This window comes from Mycobacterium sp. 141 (genome assembly GCF_000382405.1).
In the GTDB taxonomy this organism is placed as follows: domain Bacteria; phylum Actinomycetota; class Actinomycetes; order Mycobacteriales; family Mycobacteriaceae; genus Mycobacterium.
Window position 1 is genome coordinate 64,446 of record NZ_KB908265.1, and the last position, 22,967, is coordinate 87,412.

Genomic DNA, 22,967 nt, shown 5'->3' on the forward strand with positions numbered 1-22,967 from the left:
GGTGTCCGTCGAGATCACCGCGAATTCCAGCACGGCCTTGCCTTCGGTCAGCTCGGCCGGCCAGGCCCGCACCGCCGTACGGGCTTGCGCCAGTGCGGTTTCGTCGTCGGCGGGCCCGGCGTCGCCGTCGTAGGTCAGGCAGTACCGGGGTGTTTAGTAGCGAAGGTGCTTGTCCAAGAATGAGAGCAAGTCGTCGAACGTCGGTGCGTGCCCGGTTTCGGTCGTCGTATATCCGCCGCGGGTGTAGAGCAGGGTGCAGTCTGTCGAATAGTTCGGATCTGCAAGGTAACTGTCGGTGTGTCCGGCATTGGGGATCAGCGTCATATTGGCGGTGGCGCGAGCCTTAACGTATGCATCGAACAATAGCTCGGCTTGGTTGTAGGGGACGAACAGGTCGCCGATGCCGTGAGCGATAAACGCCGGAGGACTGTCGGAGCGTACATACCGTGCCGGGTTCGCCTTTTCGACCGCTGCCGGGTCGGTTTGGATGGAAAAGCCCATCAGCTCCGACTCCGGAGAATCCGGTACTTCGTGTAGGTGCCCGCCGGGCGGCCGGTGGGCATCCATCTGAAGGAAATCACTTGGGCTGGACAAGGCGATCACCGACCGTATGGAACTCGATTCATTCTGGTTGCCCAGGTTTCCCTCGAATTCTGGATCACCTGCCGTCAACGCCACCATCAGGGAAACCCATCCGCCGCTGCTGGCTCCCATCATGGCGAAGCGGTTGGGGTCGAGGCCCAATGTCTTGGCGTTCGCCCGCAGGTAACGAATCGCGGCTTTGGCGTCGTGGATCTGGCCGGGGAACTTGCTCTGGCTGCTGTTGCGTACATTCAAACCGACCACGGCGTAGCCTTTGGGCGCCCAGAGGTTCGCCAGTTGCTTCGCCCCGTACAACAGGCTCGCTTCGTCAGGGTCGACATCGGATCTACTATCGGACTCGGTGTCCGGCGTGGAATCAATCTGGTGCCGCAGGTCTCGCAGCGGGTTGCCTTTGGAGTCATCCGCGCGGAACGCCGAACCCATTTGGTGGATCAGGACGGGAAAGGGACCGGCCGCGTCGCGGGGAACATAGACGTCGAGCAAGTGTGCTCGCCCCACCGGCTCTGACTCGGTATAGACGAGATCCGGGTAGAGCAGATAGTTCTCGGCCTCTTGCGGATCGGGGATCGGCGGCTGAGATGATGTGCGGCCTTCACTGGCCGAGCCGCTGCTGGTACAGGCTGCTACGCCACCTACACCGGCGAGTATTACCAGTCCTGATTGGAGGAAGGAGCGTCTGTTCGTGACCAGAGGTTCAGGTTTCTTCATAGTGGTGTCAGACCTTTCATCAACCCGCGGGAGGGTTCCGCCACGGCGTGGGCCCCGTCGGGCGGCTGGGGTGAGCGGGTAAACGCGCGGTAGAGCGGCACAGTCAGCGTCGTGGTGACGAGCGCCAGTGCGCACAGCACCGCGAAAGCAAATGGGCTGATCAAACCGGCGCCAAAACCGACTGAAGCGATGGCGATCTCGGTGACACCGCGACAATTGAGCAACACTCCGAGCTCAGCTGCCGATCGCCAGGGCCACCGATACATCGCCCCGAACATGAACCCGACTGCGATCTTGGAGAGTATCGCCGCGATGGTCAGGACCACTAGGCATCCCAGCCCGCCCCAGCTCACCTGGTCGCGAAGCGTCTGCACCGGAACCGACATTGCCGCGCTGACGAAGAATGCCGGCAGCAGCACATCGATGATCGAATTCAACGTTCTCTCCGACGAGGCATTGGCCGTTCCGGCTGGAAAGGAGAAGCCGGCGATGACAGCTCCGATCGCAGGGTGAAATCCGAGGAACTGTGTTGCTGCGGCACCGGTCAGCGCCGTGACGATCATCGTGGCCACCAGTCCGCCACCCTGATTCACCCGTGGGTTCCGCCGGATAACCCGTGGTGCGCCGAAGATGACGATGAGCAGCAGGCCCGCACCGGTGACCAGATTGAGAATCGATACGGCTGACAGGTTGGTGCTGAGCACGATCAGAACGGTCACCAAGATCCACGCGCAGCCATCGGTGTTGACCGCGATGCCAAGCGCCGCCCGTGCGCTGGGCCGGGACCCGATACATAGATCTTTGACGATCATGACCAGGACCGGCACCGCTGTGACGCCGAGCGCGATACCGGCGAAAAGCCAGCCGTACCGTTCCGAATCACCGGAGGCGCTGAGGCGCATGGCGAACGGCCACGCCGCGAGGGTGCAGACCACGATTGGAAGCGCGACACTCGGAACGACGCGCCAGCCGACCGATGCCTCCTCTGTTGTGCGGTAGGTGCGCAGTTCCAGACCCACCGCGAACATCAGCAGCAGCAATGCAGCGGTTCCGGAGACATCGAGCAGAAACCGTGATGTCGACGAAATCAGCGTCGTCCGAGCCGGTTCCGAGGATACAGCAACAGCGCTCCCGACCACGATGCCGAGTGTGATCGGGCCGAGGACCCGGGGCTGGCCGAACTTGGCGAACAGGTTCCCGAGAAATACCGACGCGATCACGATCACTGCGAGAGTGACCAGGGCCTGCAGGGTGTTGCCGAGTGGCATCAGACGTTGTCGCGGGGGTGAACAGACGACGGCATCAGTTGCAGTACCGACAGTCGCAGCGCGTTATTGAGCCAATCGGTGACCGGTTCGGAATACAGGTCGGCCAGTGCGGCTGAACCCCGATTGTGTGGCCCGACGATCCGGTAGCTGGATTGGTTGAAGCTGCCGAACCACAGCTGGATGAACAGCTTCGGGTTGAGGATCATCCGCCACATCGGTATCAGACAGCCGATCTCTCGCGCGAGGTCGTCCAGGTAGAGGATCTGCGACGGTGTGGCTTCGGTGTGCCCCGGGCTCAATGCCGTCCAGTACTCTTCCCACTCCTTGTCGCGGCCTATGACCTCGTCGAGATTGTCGGGAAGTCTTTGTTTGCCACTGCAGACCCGTGCGAAGTGGCGGGCCTGCATCTCCGCGCAGATCGGTATACCCCCTGAGAAGGGTCGGACGAAACCAATGAAGGCCGCCGTTCCTTCGTGTTCGGGGTGTAGGAAATGTTTGTATAGGTTGCGGACGTTCTCCTCTTTGATGTCCAGGTCTCCGATGGAGAAATCCTGGGTGTAGCCGGTGCACAACACGACGGTGTCGAATTCTCCGACCGTGTTGTCGCGGAAGTGGACCATGTTGCCGTCGGACTTGTCGATTCCCGTGTCGTTGAGCATGATTCGACCGCTGACGATGCCCGGGATGAAGCTGACGTTCTTGCAGAAGATGCCCCGCTGAGCCCAGCTTCCGTCCGGGTGGGATCGGTGATTCCAAGTCCTGATCATGTCCCAGTTCTCGGCATTGTCGAGAGTCCCGATATCGATCTTGGCGGGATCGGCAGGTTCACCGAGCGGGTTGATGTCAGGCAGAACCGGGCGCCAGCGCTCAGACATCTTGCTCCGGAGGAGCCGGAAGGCGCCCAGAGCCACACCCGCGAAACCGTAGATCACCGACATGATGCGAAATAGTGTCTTCGCCGCGGCGCTGCGACCCCAGAACGATTCCGGCACAAGCGGATACGAGGAAGACCGTCCGCAAATCTCGTGGTGGTGGGCACGCACGGTGCCGTGATCGGTCGTTTGATTGCGGTTGTACACCCTGGGAAGCAAGTAGGTGTAGGACCGGATTGACAACGTGCAGGTTTCTGCGACGTCGCCGATTTCACGGACGATGTCGGCGCCGGATTCGGCCAGTCCGACGATGAGGACTCGTTTGCCTCGAAAACGTTCATTGTTGCGGTATTCAGCGGAATGTACTACTTCGCCGGTGAAGTGTTCCAGTCCCGGAATGGCACGGTTCGGGGTTTTGAATGGCCCGGAGCAGATGGCGACTGCGCCGAACTTCTCGTCGGATTCGACGCCGTCGTGACGCACCGACACTGTCCAGCCATCAGACTCCCGGCGGATGTCGGTTACCTCGCTGTCGAACCGGATGTGGTCGTTGAGGCCGAAGTGGTCGGCGTATTTTCTGAGGTACTCGAAGTATTCGCGGCGACTGTAGATCACCCGGTCTTTACCTTGGAACGGGTAGTCCGAGTACGCCATCAGCTTGATGGAAATGGTCAAGTGCAGGTTGTCGAACGCCTTGGCCTTGTCTTCGTCGCCCTCGCTGCGAAGCCAGATACCTCCGACGTCAGGGTTCTTGTCGAAACAGACGACCTCGTGACCTTCGTCCAGGAGCTGCTTGATAGTTGTCAGCCCGCATGGACCCGCCCCGACGACGCATACCCTCATGTGCTGAACCTCCGTCTTCTGGGCCGGATCCCCATGATCCCCGCACCCAAATAGGGGAGGCTAGCCTAATTTTCTGTTGGGTTGAGGCCTACGGTGCAGCGTTGCTGAAGGTGTAGCAGCGGGTGTCTTTCCAAGCTCCATGGAATGCACCCGCGGAGCTTGAGGTGGCCCACCGGTGCATGCTGATAGCGGCTAGGGTTCTCTAATCGAATCCGGGGCATGCTATTTCGGCCCCGGTGGTAATGCGTCAAGACCCAACGAACAGAATCAGGGAGACCGTTGCGCACCCAGGTCGCCGTAGTCGGCGCCGGACCCGCTGGATTAGCACTGGCCCAGATGCTGCATCTGCAGGGTATCGACTCCGTCGTGCTCGAGAACCGGTCGCGTGACTACGTGCAGGGGCGTGTCCGCGCAGGTGTGCTCGAGCAGGTCACCGTCGACCTGCTCACCGACATCGGTGTGGGGGGCCGGCTTGCCGAGCGCGCCCTGGTGCACGACGGATTCTTCATCCGATTCGACCGTCGCACGCATCGCCTGAATCTGCACCAACATTGCGGCCGGCACAGCTACGTCTACGGTCAGGCTGAGATCGTGCGGGATCTCATCGACGCTCGGGTCAGCACTGGGCGCCCCCTGGTGTTCGAGGCATCCGAGGTCACCGTCGAAGGTATCGACACCAACTGCCCGGTGGTGCACTACCGTGCCGATGGCCAGGTGCACCGGTTGCGGTGTGATTTTGTCGCGGGTTGCGATGGCTCTCACGGGATTTCGGCCACGTTGCCACCTCCGCAGGCGCTCGCTCGGTACCACCGAAGCTATCCTGCGTCCTGGCTTGGCATCCTCGCGCACACCACCCCGGTAACCGCCGAGGGCATGTACTGCGCTCACCCCGACGGACTCTCCCTGCACAGCATGCGTGGGCCGGACATCACTCGGCAGTATCTGCAGGTGCCGCCCGGGACGACGCTGGCCGAGTGGAGTGACGATCGAATCTGGAAGGAGCTGCAGCGACGCAGCGAAAGCGATGACTGGCCTCCGCTTGAGACCGGCGAGATCATCGAACGTAGCCTGGCGCCGCTGCGCAGCGTGGTCACCGAGCCCATGCAGTACGGCTCGTTGTTCCTGCTCGGTGATGCTGCGCATATCGTCCCGCCCACCGGTGCCAAGGGGCTCAACTTGGCAATGTCCGACGCATGCGTGCTATCTCACGCCCTGAGTGCGTTCTATCGGACTGGTCGGCGTGATCATCTTGACGACTACAGCTCGGTCGCACTGCCCAGAATCTGGCAGGCCCAAGCCTTTTCGGCCGCGCTGACCACGACGCTGCATCGGTTCACCGACGACCCGGTGGACTGGCAGTTGCGGCGGGCCAGGCTGCAGCGCTGGACACATTCGGCAGCCGAGCAGGAGGCCATGGCCGAGGTGTACTTCGGGCTGCCGTTCCCGACGCCCTGGCGCTATCCGTAGGTTGGATCGGCAACAAGTCCGCTCACGGGCAGAACTGCAGGACAGCTCCTAAAACGCCCGCAAAGTCCGTACAGGATTTTGTCAGATAGTGCGGATGAGTGCAGCGTTGGCAAATCAGGTAGGTGTTGAAATTAAGGATAGGCTCAGCTAATCTTCGCACGGCCGGTTCACGGCTGGCCGTCCCCATACACATTCACGCCACTCCACAGGAGAACCATGGAGCTCGCTATTACCGATCATGCGGATCGATATTTTTCGCCTCGCTCGACACCGGTCAATCCACTAGGTCGACGAGTCATGCTTGCCGGCGTCGCGGTGGCCGGTGCGTCCGTCATGGCCATCACGCCGTCAGCGCAGCTGGCACCGACCTTGACCGAGATTCAGAACCGTGCCGTCCAGCTGTCCGCAGCCGAGGGGCCATTCTCCCTTTTGCAGAGCACGCTGGAGACGGCTGCAGGGCACGTGCAGTACGGTCTCGACCTGATCCCCACGCTATATCCGACATTGGCGCTGGAGGTCGCGGACGGGAGTCCGGATATCCTCGCCGAGCTGCAAACGGCGCTGACCAACACTGACGGCTGGCAGCAGGTCGCCGCCGATCTGCCCGGATATGGCACCGCCATCAGTGACTTTCTGCAAAGCACTCTCTCGGGCTTAATATCCGGAGACTCGGCAGGCGGTGGGTTGGAGCAGCTGCCGGGAGTATTGGAGTCTGTCGCAACGCATCTCGCCAACGGCGAGTTCACCGAGGCGTACGCCGAGTTCAACTGGTGGGCTCTGTTCAGCCTGGGCTCTAGCGCTGGCTGGAACATGCAAACCGTTGCCGCCATTCCGAGTGACATTCTCGACACTCTGGGTGCACCCAGGCTCGCAAGGACGTACGAGGCACTGTTCGGCAGCGACGCCCTGACCATGTACTCGCAGGCGATCTTGACCCCGGTGATCGGTGCTACCTTCCAGCTCACCGAAGCTCTCGATGAGGTCGTGGCGGCAGCGAACGACGAGGATTGGGAGACCGTGAGTAGCGGTCTTGTCAATCTGCCGACCAAGGTCCTCCGCGCCTACTTCGAAGGCTATGCCCCATCCGCCAGCTTTGACCCGGGCGTTGGCGGCTGGCCGGGCCTGCTCACCAAGGATGGCACCCTCGAGACGCTGTTGTTCACGGTTCCAAGGAACCTCACCTGGGGGCTGACTGCTCCGATTGAGCAGTCCACCGAGCAGACTCAGACTGCCAGTACGGATGCCGCTTCGACAGCCCTCCCCGCATCCGACAAGTTGGTGACGTTGGATGTCGACCCCGCCGAGGCCTCCACGAGTGCGGCACCTTCTAAGTTGGCTGCCAGCTTGAAGGCGCTGGTCCCGAGCAAGGCCGCGGCTGACGCCGACGTGGCAAAGGCGGCCGACTCGGCGGCTCCTGCCGTGAACACCACAGCGGTCGACGAGACAAAGGTCGACGAGACAAAGGCCGGCGATACCACCAAGAGTGCCGTCGGTGCGTCGGACACCTCCGACACCAACAGCACTGACGCCGCGAAGTCTGATGCCGCCAAGTCGGATTCCGCGAAGTCTGATGCCGCCAAGTCTGACGCCGCCAAGTCGGATTCCGCGAAGTCGGATTCCGCGAAGTCCGATAGCGCCAAGTCGGACAGCACGAAGTCCGGCAGCGTTAAGACCCGTGCCAAGTCGGATTCCGCGAAGTCTGATGCCGCCAAGTCGGATAGCGCCAAGTCGGACAGCACGAAGTCCGGCAGCGTTAAGACCGGTGCCAAGTCGGACTCCACCAAGTCTGCGGATAAGGCCGGAAAGGCCAAGGCTCGGAGTGCCAAGACCGGCTCCGAATCGGCCAGCGGCAAGTCCGGGGGCAACGAGTAACGCCGGATCGATGACGGGGTGGCCCCTCGACCAAACAACCGGGGGGCCACCCCAGTTCGGAATTCGCGGTGAAACCGCTTGCATCTCGGTAATACCCATTGATCGTCGCCATCGGAGCGCCAATTTGTTCAGGTCTGCCACTGGCTATGACCGACTCATCATGACCAACCTGATGAGTCCTAGTGAAGCCGTCAAGCGGGTTCGCGTCGCCGCCCTGGACACTGAACACAGTCTGCGTCGCTGCACTGTCCTGATCGGACCACTTGAGCTGCCGCCATTGAGCGATATCATCGACCGCTACAATGCGCTGGCCGATCTCGGACCGCCCGCCAGGCTTTGCCTGCAGCCTGCGTCAAACACCAACCGCTGGCCCATAATTCGGGTGGATGGAGCTGATGTCATCACCAGTACCGATCCGTTGCCTCCGGAGGCCGAGCCCACGCGATTAATTGCACGGGTCCGGGCAATGCGGACACACGGGTGTGGCGACGGTATTCGTGTGCTGCGCGCCGGCGATCACCTGGCCATCGACTTCAACCACGGCCTGGGCGACGTCCAGTTCATCCGTACGCTGGTCGACGTGTTGCTGGGCGTTGTCGCCCCGCAGGACCTGGAGTTCCCGCGGCAGTACCGATACCCTTCGCTGCCGCTGCTCAGTGCAGGATTGCGAACCTTCGGTTCCGATCCGCGGCGCGTGGCGGAACTGCTCAGCCTCTACCGGCAGCGACCGCGCCGCGCGGTGCCGTATACCGGAGTCGATTCGAGTACTCCGCGCTTCACCGGATCGTCCGCCACCCACTTCGTAGGATTTCCAGCGGAATTCGTCGCCGAACTACGGCGGCGCCGCGATACGACCATGCCGGGCGTCAGCCTGATGGCCTTGTGCACGTATGCCCTATGGGAAAGTCTGGTAGGTGTCGGTTTGGAGGTCGACGACATCGTGAAGATACCGTTCGACGTTCGTCGATACCTGGGCACGCGCCCGGGCACCCTCGCCTCGGCTTCGGCCGGTCTTGATTTCGAGATCGGCGGTGGTCGTGGTCCCGTCCAGCTGCAGGCAGATATAAATCGGTCCGCCAGCAGCGGTCGGCCCGTCGCCAACCTTCTGGTCAGCTCCATGAAGGCGCGGCGGAGTCGCTCTGAGATCGCCGAACCGCATCCGCTGCGTCCTCGCGTTCGACTCCTGCACTCCAATGTCATGCGCGCGGTGACCCATCGCTGGCCGTTCACCGATCGCGCCGCGGCCCGCACGCTGGTCGCCAGCGATCCGATGTGTGCCGAGGGAGTCACCGTCACCTCGACGTGGACATCGGGCAACCTGTGTTTGACGGCTGAGTTCCACGACAACGTCTTCGATGTCGACCAGATCAGCACGGCGTTGACCTCGATCGGAACGCGAATGCACAACTTAGTCGCCAAATAGGTTAGGCTAGCCTTGCTCAAAATGCAGCGCGTGCTGTCGCGCCCACTTCCCGCCTCCGGAGTCGTCGTTTCCATGAGCCCTGCGCATCAGGTGCACGCCTGCGCCCAAGACATCGCTTTGAATATCGTGGCGCGCGGTTTCGCCGTTGCACAGCGGGCGCTGCTACTCAACGCGATCGGTTCTGTGCCGGCCAAGGAACGCGGAGACATCGCAAGGATCCCTGCCTCGGGCTTGTGGCAGTGCCGCCGGATACCCAGCTGCGCGTTGACGTTTGTCGGCGGATCTGCGCTCACCACTGCCGGGGTTGTCATCGGGCTGATCCAATTTTTGGCCACCGGCTCGTCCCGAAAGGATCTCTTCTGATGAGCAGAATTCGAAATGCACTGAACCACCGGAATTTTGCCTTCATTGCGGCGTTGACCACCCTGCTCTTCTTCATTGCTGAGTGGGTGGTTTCGGCAACCTGGCGTGGCTACTACGGATACCGAACCATCGGTATCGGTGCACTGGGTGTGCCGTTCTGCGGACCAGAAGGCAACTGGCCCTGTAGCCGGCTTTATCCGGTCATGAACGTTGCCCTGGTGATCGCGGGATTGGCTGTGGTTGCCGTGGCGCTGTCCTGGGCTGTGCGTAAGGCTGTCACCTATCCGCACTGTATTCTGCTGGCAGCAGCCGGAGTAGGCCTCGGCTACGCGGGTGTTGTCACCGAAAAACAAGATGGTCCAGCACATTCCGGCGCAATGATAATTTTCATGGTCCTGGGTGCTGTCGCTATTTTCCTTATTGGATCGAGCAGCTCAACCGAGTTGCCGCCAAAGGCACGCTATTTCGCTACCATCGCGGGTCTCGTCGCGATCGTCGGATACTTCGCCTACCTGGGTGGATCCACCCTGAGCCTAGGACAAGGAGGCGTCGACCGCCTGGTGGTTTATTCAGTGTTTGTGTCGCTTATCGTGTTGAGCTGGTTCGATCGCAGCCGCACCGGCGATGACACACAAGATTCCAACAGGCCGGAAGCATCAGTACCTCGTCACGCAGCGCGGATCGACAGCGCCGATGAGGTCACAGCGAAATGAGACTCCGAAGACCGGGAGGGTGCCTGCGCCTCGCGAGGCGCATTGCCGTGGTGGCATCGTCGATGCTGCTGATCGGATGCATGTTGCCGAGCATCGTCAGCTGGGCCGACCCTGACCCGCAGGAGAGTATTTTGTTCTCCGACGACTTTGACGGACCTGCAGGTACTTTGCCTGGGCCGGCCTGGCATATCGATACCGGTGGTGGCGGCTGGGGCAACAACGAAGCACAGATTTACACTGCCGATCCAAGCACCGTCGGTCTGGATGGTGCCGGTCACCTCGCCATAACCGCCCGCCGCGACGGAAACCGTATTGTGTCCGGACGCCTGACCACCGCACCATCGTTCGCCTTTACCACGGGTCGGGCTGCGGCACGTATTGCATTGCCTGCTGGCACCGGAGTGCATCCGGCCTTCTGGCTGCTGGGCGCCAATATCAATGCGGTCGGATGGCCGGCCGCCGGTGAGATCGATGTCATCGAAACCCTGAATGACGCCTCCGAATACCACACCGGTGTGCACGCCCCGGACGGGGGTTCAGTTCGCGGACAAGAGATCTCGGCAACAGGACCGGCGCCGTTCCCGTTGGCGGGTCAGTTCCACACCTACTGGGTGGACCGCACTCCTGAACGCATTGTGACCGGCGTGGACAACGTCACCCTGGCCATCATCACGCCGTTCAACTTGAAGCCGGGCGCCACCTGGGTGTTCGATGCACCATTTTATCTCCTGCTCAACCTCGCCATTGGTGGCGATTGGCCGGGCTCGGCAGACGACACCACTTTCCCGACCACCATGCTCGTCGATTGGGTACGGGTGACCACGCGATGACTGCTCGTGTTATTCCACCAGCCATGCCCAAGACAGGCGATTGCGACGGCGGACCCCACACTCGGTGGATCGGCTGGCTCGATATCGACCGCGACGACGTCGCCAGAGGGTACGTGATCGTCGAACCGCTATACGCCGAGAATTATCGACGGGCCCGGATTCTGCTGCGACATGGCTTGGACCCAGTGGCATTCGTTGAGAGTGACATCGTCGAAGGCACCGCCAAGGTGCCGGTGCCTGACATACCGACCGCCGATGGCTCGGCGGACGACATTGCCGTGCAACCCATTTCCGTTGTGTTGTGTACTCGTGATCGGCCTGATGATCTTGCGCGTGCGTTGGCGTCGATAACGGCACTGGACTATCCGGACTTCGAAGTAGTAGTGGTCGACAATGCCGCTACCACCGATGGCACCGCCCGGGTTGTCGAGGAACTCGGTGACTCGCGAGTACGCCGAATCGTAGAACCCGTCGCCGGACTGTCCAATGCGCGCAACGCCGGAATGCGCGCTGCCAACCATGACATTGTGGCGTTCACCGATGACGATGTCACCGTGGACCCGCGTTGGTTGCACGGTCTTCTGCGTGGATTCTCGTCGTATCCTGACGCCGTATGTGTGTGCGGTATGGTGCCCAGCGGAGAATTGCGTACCGCGGCACAAGCATACTTTGACCAGCGGGTCTCCTGGGCAATCTCGCTGAAGCCGCGCCGTTTCTGCCTCGCGGATCCGCCAGAGAATCTGCCGCTCTTCCCATTTCAAATAGGGCAGTACGGTACTGGTGCGAACTTCGCGGTCAAGCGAACCCACGCCATCGAACTCGGCGGATTCGACGAAGCGCTGGGCGCGGGTACCGCGGCTCGGGGCGGCGAGGATATCGACATGTTCTACCGCGTGATCGCGGCAGGCCACACATTGATCAACGAACCTGCAGCTATTGTTTGGCATCGGCATCGCAGCGATTCCGATGCACTGATGGCGCAAGCCAAGGGGTACGGAGTCGGCCTCGGCGCGTGGCTGACCAAGATCGCTCTTGATCGCGAGCAGCGGCGTCGCGCTTTGGCGGTGGCGCGTCGGCGGTTCAGCACGACGGCCCGGTTCGTAGCCGCATACGGTGCGATCGCCACTGCGGGCAGTGGATTTGACCATGCGGTACCGAGCAGCGTTGGTAGCACCGAAGTCCTGTCGGTCCTTGGTGGGCCATGGGCACTTTGGCGCGGTCGGCGGGAGGGCCGGCGAGCCGAACCGCTCAAAATTCATCCGGCGCAGTCGCAGGGTGCTGTGAAATGAGGACGACGATGACATTGACGCCCGAAGCCCCCGTCGCAAATGCTGTTCAGGCAGTGTTGCCGAAGCAGTCTCGCACCACTCGTAAGCCTTCCCGCCCCGCTGATGTGGCGGCGGTAGGCGCCGTCTTGGGGCTCGCGGCTCTGCTGCCGCTTCCCGCGGCGGTGCGCGGACTGCTGCTGGCCGCATTCATTGTCTTGGCGCCCGGTGCAGCGCTGCTCACCTGGGTCAACATCCCAGCGCGCGCACGGCTAGGCCTGATCCCGGTACTGGGTATGTCGTTGATCACGATGATCACCGTCGGCGCAATATGGTCTTACCGCTGGCATCCGCGTGGAATCCTTATTCTCTGCATAGTCGCGGTGGGTCTCAGTTGTGTGCTGTGGTACCGGAAAAATAGCTGGCCCAGACCCCGCCGATTCGAGGTCCGGCTACCTCCGATTCCTTGGCGCGCGGCACTAACCAATCCGTCCATACTGATAAGTGTTGTGGCTCTGGTGGTGTGGGCTGCCAGCATCCCTGGGTTGCCGGGTGTCGAAGCCAGCCTGTACGGTTTGCTCTTCTCCGGAACCGGTCCTTTACTGGCCGTCGCCATTGTGCTGGGCGCGTTCGCGTTCGTATTGGCGATTCGTTCCGCACACCGTCCTGCGGCGATTTTGGCGCTGGGAACCGTGATTGTGGTCGGTCGGCTTACAACTGCTGTGGGCACCGAGGTTCCCTTGCTCGACTGGTCGTACAAGCACATTGCTATCGTCGACTACATCGTCACCCACGGCGCCATCCAACCCTACGAAACTGACATATACGCAGCGTGGCCCGGGTTCTTCGTGATCATGGCGTGGTTCAGCAAGATAACCGGGTTGGCGCCGATCACGCTGGCGCATGTTTGCACGCCGATTTGGCACATACTCATCGCGTTGATCGTGTTCAGTGCTGCGCGGGTGCTTAAGGCCGGCTGGCGTGTGGCTCTCACCGCAGCCTTCATCGTAGAAATCTTGAACTGGGTGGCCCAGGACTATTTTGCGCCGCAGGCGTGGACAATCGTCCTGGCGTTCGGGGTGCTGGCGCTGCTCTTGTTATCCATCGAGTCGCGTACCGCAGGAATACTGGCGCTCATTCCGTTTGCAGCCATAGTCCCGACTCACCAGTTGACCCCATTCTGGCTGTTGCTCACCGGCGGGCTGTTGGTCATCACCAAGCGTGCCAAACCGTGGTGGGTTTTGGTGGTGATGGCACTTATGGCCGGGTTGTTCGTAGCTCGAAACATGGATTCGTTATCTGATTACAGTATTTTTTCGGGTTCGAATCCACTCCAAAATGCCGAGAGCAACTATCGTCCCGATAGTAGTCAAGCCAAGTTGTTTACCTCAGTGGTGTGCCGTTCACTGTCTGCGGCCATGTTCGTCTCGGCGGCGGCGGCGGCGGTATGGCTACGCCGGCACCGGCGGCCGGTGCTCTCACTGTGCATCATCGCGTTTTCACCGTTGCTGCTGCTATTGGGGCAGAGTTACGGCGGTGAGGCTATCTTCCGCGTATTCCTCTACGGGCTCCTGGGAGTTGCACTTCTCATCGCGCCGGTCCTGGTGTTGGCTATCGGCAGGTCCGGGGGCGGACACCGCGTCGCCACAGGGGCAGCGACCGCGTGGCTTACGTTGGCCACGCTCGCGGGCATGAACGCCAATGTTTACGTTTCTCTGTGGCCGATCTTCTTGGAAACCCGTGAACAAATCGCCCTCATGGATGCACTCACGAAGGCAGCCGAGCCCGGCACCCGCATTATGAGAATGGGTCCCGGTGGCTTGCCGACGCGTACCGGTGAACAATATGTGCGCCTCACGCTGCGCAATCCCAGCTATGATCAGCCATTTGAATACCAGGAGGTTCCCGGCAAAAAGTCGGACTTCCCAACGGCGGAACAGCTCAGCGGGGTGGAATGGACGGCACGGCATCATCCGTACGACAGCTATATCATGTTCAGTGCGCAATCCAACAACGCGATCCGCTATTACGATCTGTTTCGACCACAGGCCGTGGCGGAGTTCCAAAGCTACTTGTACAAGTCAACAAGGTGGGAGTTGGTCTACCGTAACGGTGAGACCGTGATCTTCCGGCACAAGAGCTTCGCCTCCTACATAGACAAGTGGACGTGGACGCCGTGGAAGACGACCGAGAAGGCGACTGAATAGGGTTCTAGCGGGCCCTGGTCAGACTGAGATCTCTCAGACGCCTTCTGCCCTGGATGGATCCAGGGCACGCCGAGCCTGGAGGTTGACCAAACTCACTGCCGCACCCGGCTCGTTCGGCACGTAGGCGACTGCTTCGATAACGCCGCCATGGAAGTAGTTTCGGGCGCAGGTCGAGTTGCTCAACCCGCAGATGAGGCGCCACCATCACCATCGAATTGGTCGAGAGTGCAAACACTCTGGACGCCGGACGTCCACTAACAGCGAGAAAACCCGCGGCAGCGTGGCCGCGGGTGAACTCGAGAGTCGCTACATTTCGTGCAACGTCAGCGCGGACCAACCGAGATGCGGCTACCAACGGCCTTGTGTTCGCGTCTTTCCCTGCCGATGGTGCGTAGCACCCGCCACCCGTCACTGAATGCATTGAGATTACTGCGGCCGTGGATTCGTTTTCCTTCGAAGCTGCCAACTTCACTGATCAGCAAGCCGCTGCGGGCAATTCGGACATTGATGACCGTTTCGACCTCGAACCCGTCACCCCACTGCGGTTCGGTCAAATCTGTGGCAGGCAAATCGAGAGTCACTAGCGCGTGCCGCCAAAAAGCGTTGTATCCGTAGCATAGATCGGTGAATGACGTCTGAAAGATCCTGTTGACCAACCAGTTCAGTCCCCAATTGCCGAGACGGCGGAACTTGGTGATGTCGTCGCTCCCGCCGCCGGAGCTAAATCTGCTGCCTTTGGCGAGATCCGCACCTCGCACCAAAGCATCGACGAACAGCGGGATCTCAGCGGGATCGGTGGAACCGTCCGCGTCGAGCATCACCAAAATGTCGCCGGTCGCCTCCTCGAAGCCGCAGGCCAACGCGTTGCCTTTGCCGCTCCGAGTCTGATGCAATATGGTTGCGTCAGGCCATAGTTCGCGCGCGACTGCCATCGTGTCGTCTGTCGATCCACCATCGACCACGACGATCTGCTCCACCGGGGGCATCCGTTCGGCCACATAGGGCAGATTGCGTGACTCGTTGAGAGTCGGAATGATGACGGTAACGGTGGGCTCCTCGGAGCCTCCCGCGCCGGGCGCCTCGCCGTCAGATATGGGGGAGGCGATCCCACCGTTGGCGCCGTATCCAAGAAACTTGTCGTCAGATCGGCCGTCGCGACGGCCTGGAACCAGTTCAGTCACTGGAGATTTGGTCGCTTTCTCGCATTGTTCGGGACCAAAACACAAGCTGTTTCGGAAGCCCTAGACGTCACGGAGTTCTGTTGAACCCCATCCTGACGAGCACGGTAATGGAGACACAGGAAATCTTAAGGTCTACCTCAGCGTGCGTGACCAGCGTCACATTTTTGACTTCGGCTCAAGTCCTTGCTGAGTGGCTGTGGCGTGGTTTGCGCTGCAGTCCAACGCTCCTGCTGTCTGACGGAGCGCCCACGACGCTTGCGACAGGCGATATATCTCGCGCGCGTCGCCCGGTAGTTTGCGATTTCAGCTAATTCTTGGGGTTTCCTGGACGTAGCTGCCACGAGGAGCCGAGGTTAGGCTAACCTAGCCGGGTTGTCTGGGTAGTATTCGGATCGGAGAGTCTCATGCTGGAGAACCGCGCTTGGCGTCGGCGTGGCGACACGGGGAAGCGAATTCGCCTGTCCCGCATATTCAGTCCGCACAGTGGCCGCGCTCTGGTGGTCCCGATGGATCACTCGGTGACGATCGGTCCGCTCGGAAAAGCCGACCACGCCGATCGCACCGCGGCCATGCTGGCCGCCGCCGGCGCTAACGCGGTCGTAGTGCACAAGGGTCGCGCTCGATCGATCAATCCGGTGCACTTCACCGAGATGGGTCTCGTCATACATCTGTCCGCGGGAACCGAACTCGCACTCGACCGCACCAGTAAGGTGCTCGTAGGATCCGTCGAGGAATGTCTACGGCTGGGAGCCGATGCGGTCAGCGTCCATGTCAACATCGGATCATCAACTGAGTCAACACAATTAACCGACCTTGGTGTGGTGTCCGCAGCCTGCGAAGCTTTGGGCATTCCGCTTCTGGCCATGATGTACGCCCGCGGTCCGGAAATGGGCTCGCGCGCTGAACTGGTCGACACGTTGTCACATCTGGCTGCCATTGCCACCGATCTCGGTGCAGATATCGTCAAGCTGGACTATGCGGGTAGCCCCGACGCCATGAACGCCGTGGTCGACTCCTGCCCACTGCCGATCCTGGTAGCTGGCGGGCCGGCAAGCGAGAATGACGATGCCTCCATCGCACTGGGCACCGAGGTCGCCGAGACTTCAGTGGCCGGGCTGAGTTTCGGCCGATCGATCTTCGGCGCCCACGACCCTCATCGAGTCGCCGCCGAATTGTCCCGTCAGCTTCACGACGGCCGCGGACCCGCAGCGCGGACGCTGTCTGCCAAACTCGAATCCGCCTGATCTGTTTCCAGCTTTCTCCTAGCACCTTCAAGGATTGCCCGTGACCGACGTAACCGAAATCGTCACCGATAACATCACTCCTGCCGCAGGAACCGGACCGGACCGGCGCGAAGACCACTTCGCCTGGATCGACGTGCGCGGGGTAGCCGCAGAATTGCGAGAGGCTGTTGTTCAGGCCGCGATTCATCATCGGATCGATGGCATCGTGTCCGACGATCCGATGCTGCTCAGCGATTTGCCGCCGACGATTCGCCGCGTGCTCGCCGTAGATCAAGTCATCGAGCCCGGTGATCTGACGCGGCTCGAAGTCGATGTGGTCCTGATGAACGGGGCGACCGCCGTTGAGCCGGGGCTCTCCGCGCAAGGCGAGCTCGGAACCGAACTGGTCGTCTCCGATGCCCGCACCCTTCAGTCGGCATGCGACGCTGTTCGCGTGGTGCCTTGGACGGTGCTTACGTTCACCGACCCCACCAAAATCCCGTTGGAGATTGTCATTGCCGCCGCCGAGAATTCGGGCGGACGTACGGTTACCGTCGTCAATGACATCACCGATGCAGAGATCGTCAAGCTTGTGCTTGAACATGGTTCTGACGGTCTGCTTCTCGCTCCGACCGCAGCCGACGATGTGGCGACCCTGGCCCGGGTGGTTTCGCATCGTCTGGATGATGCCCCGCTCGTCGAACTCATAGTCACCGGTGTCGAACACATCGGAATGGGGGACCGTGCCTGCATCGACACTTGTTCACTGCTGGACACCGACGAGGGATGCCTGATTGGCTCCTTCGCCAGCGGAATGTTCCTGTCCTGCAGCGAAACCCATCCGCTGCCCTATATGCCCACCAGGCCGTTTCGCTGGAACGCCGGCGCGGTGCATTCTTATGTGCTCGTGCCGGGAAACCGGACCCGCTATGTATCCGAACTACGGGCGGGGCAACCGATCCTGGCCGTGCGGAGTGACGGCACCGCGCGTGAGGTACGGATCGGTAGGGTGAAGATCGAGCGTCGCCCGTTGCTCTCCATCACAGCGACTGCGCCCGATGGTGCCACCGTCAATGTGATCACACAGGACGACTGGCACGTGCGGTTGCTCGGCCCCGGTGGAACTGTCAACAACGTCACCGAGCTCAAGGCTGGCGATCGCCTGCTCGGCTGCGTACCGCTCGAGTCTCGTCACGTCGGTCTGCCCATCACCGAGTTCTGCGACGAGCGGTGAGAATACCGATTCAACACCGGCTCCGCTCTCGATGAAAGACACTGTTACGAAACCTGCCGCAGTAAGCTCATCGCGGTTACGCAGCCGCGCGCTTGGCATCGACATATTCGCGGTCATGACTTCCAGTGCCGCTACGGGTGCCCTCGGATTCGTGTTCTGGACCGTGGCCGCCCGGGGATATACGACTGCCGAATTCGGTCGCGCCTCGGCAGTCATCTCCTCGGCCACGCTGATCGCCATCTTGGCCACCCTGAGCCTCGGTCGGCTCTATGAACGCTTCTTGCCTATCGCAGGAGTGCACACCCGACGCCTTGTCTGGTCGGGATCTGCCGTAGTGCTCCTGGCTGCACTGCTTTTCGGCACCCTCTTTGTGATCCTCGGGCCGAGTGCGTTGTTCACCGGTAGAACGGAAACCCTGCTGTTTCCGGTCTGCGTGATGATCCTTGCGATATTCACCGTCCAAGACCCTGTGCTCATCGGGATAGGCCGCACCCGCATGGTCGCGACGAAAAATATCGGGCAGTCGATCGTGAAGCTCGTGGCAGTCGCGGCGTTCATCCCGTTCGCCACGGGGTCGGCGATTGTCTGGGCGTGGGTGCTACCCGCCGCCGTGATCACTTTTCTGGTGGGCTTTCGCGTGATCGCGCCGGTGAGTTCTCGCCGTGGTGGCGAACCTGACCTGCCGCCGCGTAGCGAGTTGTTTCACTTCTTTGCAAGCTCGTATGCGATCGACGCCGTCGTCGTCGTCGTGCCACTTCTGGTGCCTCTGATCATCGTGGCCAGGCTCGGCACGACAATGAATGCGTACTTCTCGGTCTGTTGGCTGGTGATCAGCACGCTCGGTGTGCTGGTGGGTGCAACTTCCGCCCCATACGTTGCTGCTGCCTCGACTCCGGGTGCCGACCTGCGTGCGTGCACGCTGAGATTCACGGTTATGTGCGGCGGTGCGGCACTGGCGTGTTGTGCCGGCCTCTTGGTAGGGGCCCCTTTGATCTTGAGCATCGTGGGACCCCAATACGCCGAGGCCGGCACGACCATGCTCCGGTTGATGGCCCTGACCTTGCCTGCGCTGGCGCTGATGGCGATTTACAGCGCGTTGTCCAGATTGCGTCGCAAACTCAAATTGGCGGTTTCCGTCCAGGTCCTCGGCGGCGTCCTGATTGTTTCTGGTATCGCAGTCACCAGCCCATGGTGGGGCATTAACGCAGTGGGATATTCATACCTGGCAACGGAAGTGGTGTGCACCTTGATCCTCATCGGTCCGACTGTGCGGCTTCTGCGCCGGGCGCTGGCGAGTACGCCGGTACCCGATATCCAAGCCGAGTCTCTGACGAAGCCGGTCCCAGTAGCCGACCGACCCCTCGAGTTCACGTCGGTAATCGATCAGTTCAAATCCACTGCGTTGCAACAGTCGGAGCGGGTTGCGGTCCGTACCGCGCGCGGTGGAATTACCTACGGGGAACTCGAGGCTGCCGCGCAGCGGTGGAGTCCGATTTTCGATACGGGCGATCGTTCCGGCGTGATTCTGCTTTCTGCCGGCATGTCGCCGGGCACGGTGGCCGCCGTGTTGGGTGCGTTCGCCTCCGATTCCGTGCTGGTCGCTGTCGATCCCGGTTTACCATCCAGCCGGGTGCAGACGATCGTACGCATTCTGGACGAACAGGGATGGCATCCAGACATTCTCCTGACGGATGATCCGAATGGCAGTCTCGCCATGACCCTGGGATCGGGATATCGCGTGGAGTCCACCGAGATCCGAGCCGAGTCGGCGTTGTCCGAACCGCTCGGTGTACATCGCTTCGGACTCGATGATGTCACGAGTATTCAGTTCACCTCGGGCTCATCCGGTACCCCCAAGGCCGTGATGCACGGTAACGGAATGTGGCTGTGCGACGCACAACTCATGCACGATCGATTCGGAATCACCCCGGGACGCCGGGTGGCGCTGTGCATGCCGATCAGCTTCGGAGCAGGCCTCAACGTGCTGACCGGCTCGTTGTGCAGCGGTGCCGAGGTGGTCGCGATCGACCCCCGTAGCGAAACCCCAAGGGATGCGTTCGAACGCATCGCCGATATCGGTGCGGAAGTGATGGTTTCGACGCCGGCCTTCCTCGAAGCGCTGTGCACCGCGGCTCACGGTGACGAGCTGCAGCGGTTGGACCGCATCGTGACGACCGGCGAAGCAGCGCACTCTCGGCACGTACATCGTGCACGCAGGCTCGCACCGCATGCAGTGTTTACCAACTGGGTAGGGTCGTCGGAGGCGAGTTCGATAGCAACTTATGACATTGCGCCGAATACTGAAGTCCCCACCGGAGCGATTCCAGCCGGAATACCTTCGCCGCACAAGCGGATAGAACTCGACGAAGCGGGCGCAGTAGCTGTGTCATCCCGGTACCTTGCGTTGCGCTACCTCGATCCGTCGGTGGCCGACAGCACGTTCACCGAGAATGCCGACGGTAGCCGTACATTCCGTGGTGGGGACCTGGGGCGCTGGGATGATGAGGGCAACCTGATCCTGCTTGGTCGTGCCGACTCAGCTGTCAAGATCCGCGGATACCTGATAGAACCCGCCGAGGTCGAGGCCGCGTTGCTTCGCTATCCAGAAGTGCGTGAGGCGGTGGTCGTTGTCAGTCCGAAGCTTGGTGAGACCAACGATGATTCGCCGGAACTTACCGCTTACCTGGCACCCACGCAGGACAACCGTGCACCGTCGATGGCAGACTTGCGCGCAAGGTTGCACCGTGATTTACCCGCGTGGATGGTGCCGACGCATTTGGTGATCCTGTCGGCACTGCCTCGCACAGAACGCGGAAAGGTGGACCGTCAGGCCTTGCCGGCGCCGACCAGGGTTGCGAGCGAACCGCCGCGCGGAAAGCTGGAATCGGCGATCGCTGAGATATGGGCCGAGGTTCTGCAACTGATCGAAGTCGGCCGCACTGAGAGCTTCTACGCGTTGGGCGGTGATTCGTTGACCGTCACGCAAATGTTGGCGCGGATCAGTGACCTGCACGATGTCCACCTCTCTCACGCAGACCTCGCCAGCGCGCCCACCGTGGCGCAGTTCGCGGAAACGGTTGCAGCGCGAAGCGATTCCCGATTGCCCGCTCATCGTCGTCGGCTGGCGCCTACCACCGTGCCCATCCGATCGCTTGCGCCGGACCAGATGCCGGAAACTGAGTCATTGCCGGTGTTCTGCTTCGCCGGCGCGGGTGCCTCGGCGCTGACCTTCGTACCGCTTGCGGACCGTATCGGACCGGGCACCCCGGTGTACGCATTCATCCAGAACGGATTGGAGAATCGTGCGATACCCGACTGGACTGTCGCACGTGCGGCCAAACGGCATATCGCTGATCTACGGCGGTTACAGCGCCACGGACCGTACACGTTGATCGGCCACTCGCTTGGCTCCTACATTGCGCTGGAGGTTGCGCATAGGCTCGAGGAGCTGGACGAGACCGTGGACCTCGTGGTGTTGTTGGATCCGTTCCTTTCGCCCGGTGCAGTGCGCGGACCGCGCCTGGAGATCCGCGACGCCGTGTTGAGCCTCGACGGCGCTCATCTGGATCGTCGTGAACTGTGGCGTCGGCGCATGATGCTGCCGCTGGCAGGAATTGTGCAGCGCCGGGGCGAAGCGCAGGCCCAAGCACTCGAAGAGGTCGGCGTGCGGGTGGGATTGATGCATCGGCCGCGACCGTGGCCGGGACGCGCACTGCTGGTCCTGAGCCATCTCAACCGCGACGACCGCCGATTGTGGCCGTATTTGCTCACCGGCGATCTGGTCGTGGAAACACTGGAATGCGACCATAATTCGATCGTTCGGGAGCCTTACATATCGGCGGTGGTCGACCTCCTGGCCGCAAATCGGTTGAGTGCGCCTACGGTTGGCTGACCGGCTTTACCCGAATATCACCGATCAGACCGTGATGGTCGGAGCCCGGCAGATCGATTCGATGTATTGCGACCGGGAGCGGGCCACGCGTAAGAATCTTGTCGATGCCCAACAATGCCGGATACCACTGGTCGGCTGGATACGTCATTATGAGTCCGGCGCCTAAGTACTGTTGCGCGTCCAGCAACGGGCCCGTGCCTTCGGCAACCGAATCATTGACCAGATCACGGAACTGGCGATGGTCATAGGTGGAGTTGAAGTCCGCTCCCACGATCATCGGTCGGGTTTGCGTGGCGAACTCTGCACGCAATCGCTGCAACTCGTGAACCCACTTCCAGGCGGGCTCCGGGAATGGAGGCACCGGGTGCAGCGCATAGACGGCGGTCGGGGGAGAGCCCGGGATGGCCGCGACTGCTTTGACATTGTTCAACGCGTACCCTTCGAGCAGGGTTCCGTCGTGCAGAGGGAAGCGTGAGAAGATGCCCGCTCCGCCGCCACCGGTGCGGGGGCGCAGGAACGAATACGGCAGCGTCCGTTCGAGTCCGGCGGCCTTGAGCCGACCCACCGCGTCCGGAGTCAGTTCTACGACTGTGAGCAGATCTACCCGCTCATCCTGCACGGTGCGCACGATGGCCCCGGCGTCAGCCTGGCCGAGGAAAATATTGGCCTGCATCAACCGGACTGTGAGACCGTCCGCCGCGAGCGGCGGGTGCGACGTTCCGACAAACAACGGCAACTGCGACCACACCCCGGCCCCGGCGATCAAGACGCACACTGCCGCCAGTGCCCGTTGGCGGGCGAACAACAGCAGCAGTATCGCCGGTACCGTCAACAGGATGAGGTATGGAGTGAAGGAAGCGATCCGGGTGGCAGTGGAACTGACGATGCGGAGGTAATGCGTGACTATCCCGGCCAGCGCGGCCAGTGCGGCAACTACGCCGAGCATGGCCGAGACGATGCGAAGGTGCTTCACCACACTATGGTGCCATGCTGGCGGCGATGC

16 protein-coding genes and 1 pseudogene are annotated in these 22,967 nt (G+C 61.5%); 11 read left to right on the top strand and 6 right to left on the bottom strand.

What is annotated here, in order from left to right:
* Window positions 1–3 precede the first annotated feature (3 nt).
* The 4 genes and pseudogenes from H276_RS25335 to H276_RS0115235 form a co-directional block, all read right to left on the bottom strand.
* A pseudogene (locus H276_RS25335) lies at window positions 4–123 on the bottom strand (trehalose-phosphatase); the annotation flags it as partial.
* A gap of 30 nt (window positions 124–153) precedes the next feature.
* On the bottom strand, window positions 154–1,311 hold the full coding sequence (locus H276_RS23660; RefSeq protein ID WP_019972169.1) for an alpha/beta hydrolase: 1,158 nt from the start codon (window positions 1,309–1,311) through the stop codon (window positions 154–156).
* Window positions 1,308–2,579, bottom strand: a complete 1,272-nt coding sequence (locus tag H276_RS0115230; RefSeq protein WP_019972170.1) for a cation:proton antiporter — start codon at window positions 2,577–2,579, stop codon at window positions 1,308–1,310. The genes H276_RS23660 and H276_RS0115230 overlap by 4 nt, the downstream gene beginning before the upstream one ends.
* On the bottom strand, window positions 2,579–4,294 hold the full coding sequence (locus tag H276_RS0115235; protein WP_019972171.1) for an NAD(P)/FAD-dependent oxidoreductase: 1,716 nt from the start codon (window positions 4,292–4,294) through the stop codon (window positions 2,579–2,581). Before H276_RS0115235 ends, H276_RS0115230 begins: the two co-directional genes overlap by 1 nt.
* A gap of 279 nt (window positions 4,295–4,573) precedes the next feature.
* On the opposite strand from H276_RS0115235, the gene H276_RS0115240 reads away from it, so the two are divergent.
* From H276_RS0115240 to H276_RS23075, 8 genes are all read left to right on the top strand, one after another.
* Window positions 4,574–5,761 (top strand): 4-hydroxybenzoate 3-monooxygenase, encoded by a 1,188-nt coding sequence (locus H276_RS0115240; protein WP_026357037.1) that lies wholly within the window; start codon window positions 4,574–4,576, stop codon window positions 5,759–5,761.
* 297 nt (window positions 5,762–6,058) lie between these two features.
* On the top strand, window positions 6,059–7,633 hold the full coding sequence (locus H276_RS24755; RefSeq protein ID WP_019972173.1) for a hypothetical protein: 1,575 nt from the start codon (window positions 6,059–6,061) through the stop codon (window positions 7,631–7,633).
* Between the two features lie 466 nt (window positions 7,634–8,099).
* A complete protein-coding gene (locus tag H276_RS24760) occupies window positions 8,100–9,056 on the top strand; it encodes a hypothetical protein (RefSeq protein ID WP_155943114.1) in 957 nt (318 codons plus the stop codon).
* A 21-nt stretch (window positions 9,057–9,077) separates the two neighbouring features.
* Window positions 9,078–9,419: a hypothetical protein gene (locus tag H276_RS0115255; protein WP_155943115.1), complete on the top strand. Its 342-nt coding sequence runs from the start codon at window positions 9,078–9,080 to the stop codon at window positions 9,417–9,419.
* Window positions 9,419–10,132, top strand: coding sequence for a DUF998 domain-containing protein (locus H276_RS0115260; protein WP_019972176.1), 714 nt, complete (start codon window positions 9,419–9,421; stop codon window positions 10,130–10,132). The genes H276_RS0115255 and H276_RS0115260 overlap by 1 nt, the downstream gene beginning before the upstream one ends.
* 62 nt (window positions 10,133–10,194) lie before the next feature.
* Window positions 10,195–10,962 (top strand): family 16 glycosylhydrolase, encoded by a 768-nt coding sequence (locus H276_RS0115265; RefSeq protein ID WP_019972177.1) that lies wholly within the window; start codon window positions 10,195–10,197, stop codon window positions 10,960–10,962.
* A 23-nt stretch (window positions 10,963–10,985) separates the two neighbouring features.
* Window positions 10,986–12,251, top strand: a complete 1,266-nt coding sequence (locus tag H276_RS23070; protein WP_019972178.1) for a glycosyltransferase family 2 protein — start codon at window positions 10,986–10,988, stop codon at window positions 12,249–12,251.
* An 8-nt stretch (window positions 12,252–12,259) separates the two neighbouring features.
* Entirely contained in the window at window positions 12,260–14,434 is a 2,175-nt protein-coding gene (locus H276_RS23075; RefSeq protein ID WP_155943116.1) for a hypothetical protein, read from the top strand.
* Window positions 14,435–14,757: 323 nt separating this feature from the next.
* Here the strand turns inward: H276_RS23075 and H276_RS0115280 are convergent, their stop codons facing one another.
* Window positions 14,758–15,615, bottom strand: a complete 858-nt coding sequence (locus H276_RS0115280) for a glycosyltransferase family 2 protein (protein WP_019972180.1) — start codon at window positions 15,613–15,615, stop codon at window positions 14,758–14,760.
* 404 nt (window positions 15,616–16,019) lie between these two features.
* Between H276_RS0115280 and H276_RS0115285 the strand changes: the two genes are divergently transcribed.
* From H276_RS0115285 to H276_RS23080, 3 genes are all read left to right on the top strand, one after another.
* Window positions 16,020–16,859: a 2-amino-3,7-dideoxy-D-threo-hept-6-ulosonate synthase gene (locus H276_RS0115285; RefSeq protein WP_026357038.1), complete on the top strand. Its 840-nt coding sequence runs from the start codon at window positions 16,020–16,022 to the stop codon at window positions 16,857–16,859.
* A 40-nt stretch (window positions 16,860–16,899) separates the two neighbouring features.
* Window positions 16,900–18,072 (top strand): 3-dehydroquinate synthase II family protein, encoded by a 1,173-nt coding sequence (locus H276_RS0115290; protein ID WP_019972182.1) that lies wholly within the window; start codon window positions 16,900–16,902, stop codon window positions 18,070–18,072.
* A gap of 115 nt (window positions 18,073–18,187) precedes the next feature.
* Complete coding sequence (locus H276_RS23080) at window positions 18,188–21,964, top strand: alpha/beta fold hydrolase (protein WP_019972183.1); 3,777 nt, start codon at window positions 18,188–18,190, stop codon at window positions 21,962–21,964.
* Here H276_RS23080 and H276_RS0115300 read toward each other — a convergent pair.
* Window positions 21,951–22,937 carry an endonuclease/exonuclease/phosphatase family protein gene (locus tag H276_RS0115300; protein ID WP_231376688.1) on the bottom strand — a complete coding sequence of 329 codons (987 nt, stop codon included), beginning with the start codon at window positions 22,935–22,937 and terminating at the stop codon, window positions 21,951–21,953. The genes H276_RS23080 and H276_RS0115300 overlap by 14 nt on opposite strands.
* Window positions 22,938–22,967 lie beyond the last annotated feature (30 nt).

Coding starts and splice junctions, on each gene's coding strand:
- H276_RS23660 (WP_019972169.1), bottom strand. CDS start 1,311: ATGAAGAAACCTGAACCTCTGGTCACGAACAGACGCTCCTTCCTCCAA.
- H276_RS23070 (WP_019972178.1), top strand. CDS start 10,986: ATGCCCAAGACAGGCGATTGCGACGGCGGACCCCACACTCGGTGGATC.
- H276_RS24760 (WP_155943114.1), top strand. CDS start 8,100: ATGCGGACACACGGGTGTGGCGACGGTATTCGTGTGCTGCGCGCCGGC.
- H276_RS23075 (WP_155943116.1), top strand. CDS start 12,260: ATGACATTGACGCCCGAAGCCCCCGTCGCAAATGCTGTTCAGGCAGTG.
- H276_RS24755 (WP_019972173.1), top strand. CDS start 6,059: ATGCTTGCCGGCGTCGCGGTGGCCGGTGCGTCCGTCATGGCCATCACG.
- H276_RS0115260 (WP_019972176.1), top strand. CDS start 9,419: ATGAGCAGAATTCGAAATGCACTGAACCACCGGAATTTTGCCTTCATT.
- H276_RS0115265 (WP_019972177.1), top strand. CDS start 10,195: ATGCTGCTGATCGGATGCATGTTGCCGAGCATCGTCAGCTGGGCCGAC.
- H276_RS0115255 (WP_155943115.1), top strand. CDS start 9,078: ATGCAGCGCGTGCTGTCGCGCCCACTTCCCGCCTCCGGAGTCGTCGTT.
- H276_RS23080 (WP_019972183.1), top strand. CDS start 18,188: ATGACTTCCAGTGCCGCTACGGGTGCCCTCGGATTCGTGTTCTGGACC.
- H276_RS0115230 (WP_019972170.1), bottom strand. CDS start 2,579: ATGCCACTCGGCAACACCCTGCAGGCCCTGGTCACTCTCGCAGTGATC.
- H276_RS0115235 (WP_019972171.1), bottom strand. CDS start 4,294: ATGAGGGTATGCGTCGTCGGGGCGGGTCCATGCGGGCTGACAACTATC.
- H276_RS0115285 (WP_026357038.1), top strand. CDS start 16,020: ATGCTGGAGAACCGCGCTTGGCGTCGGCGTGGCGACACGGGGAAGCGA.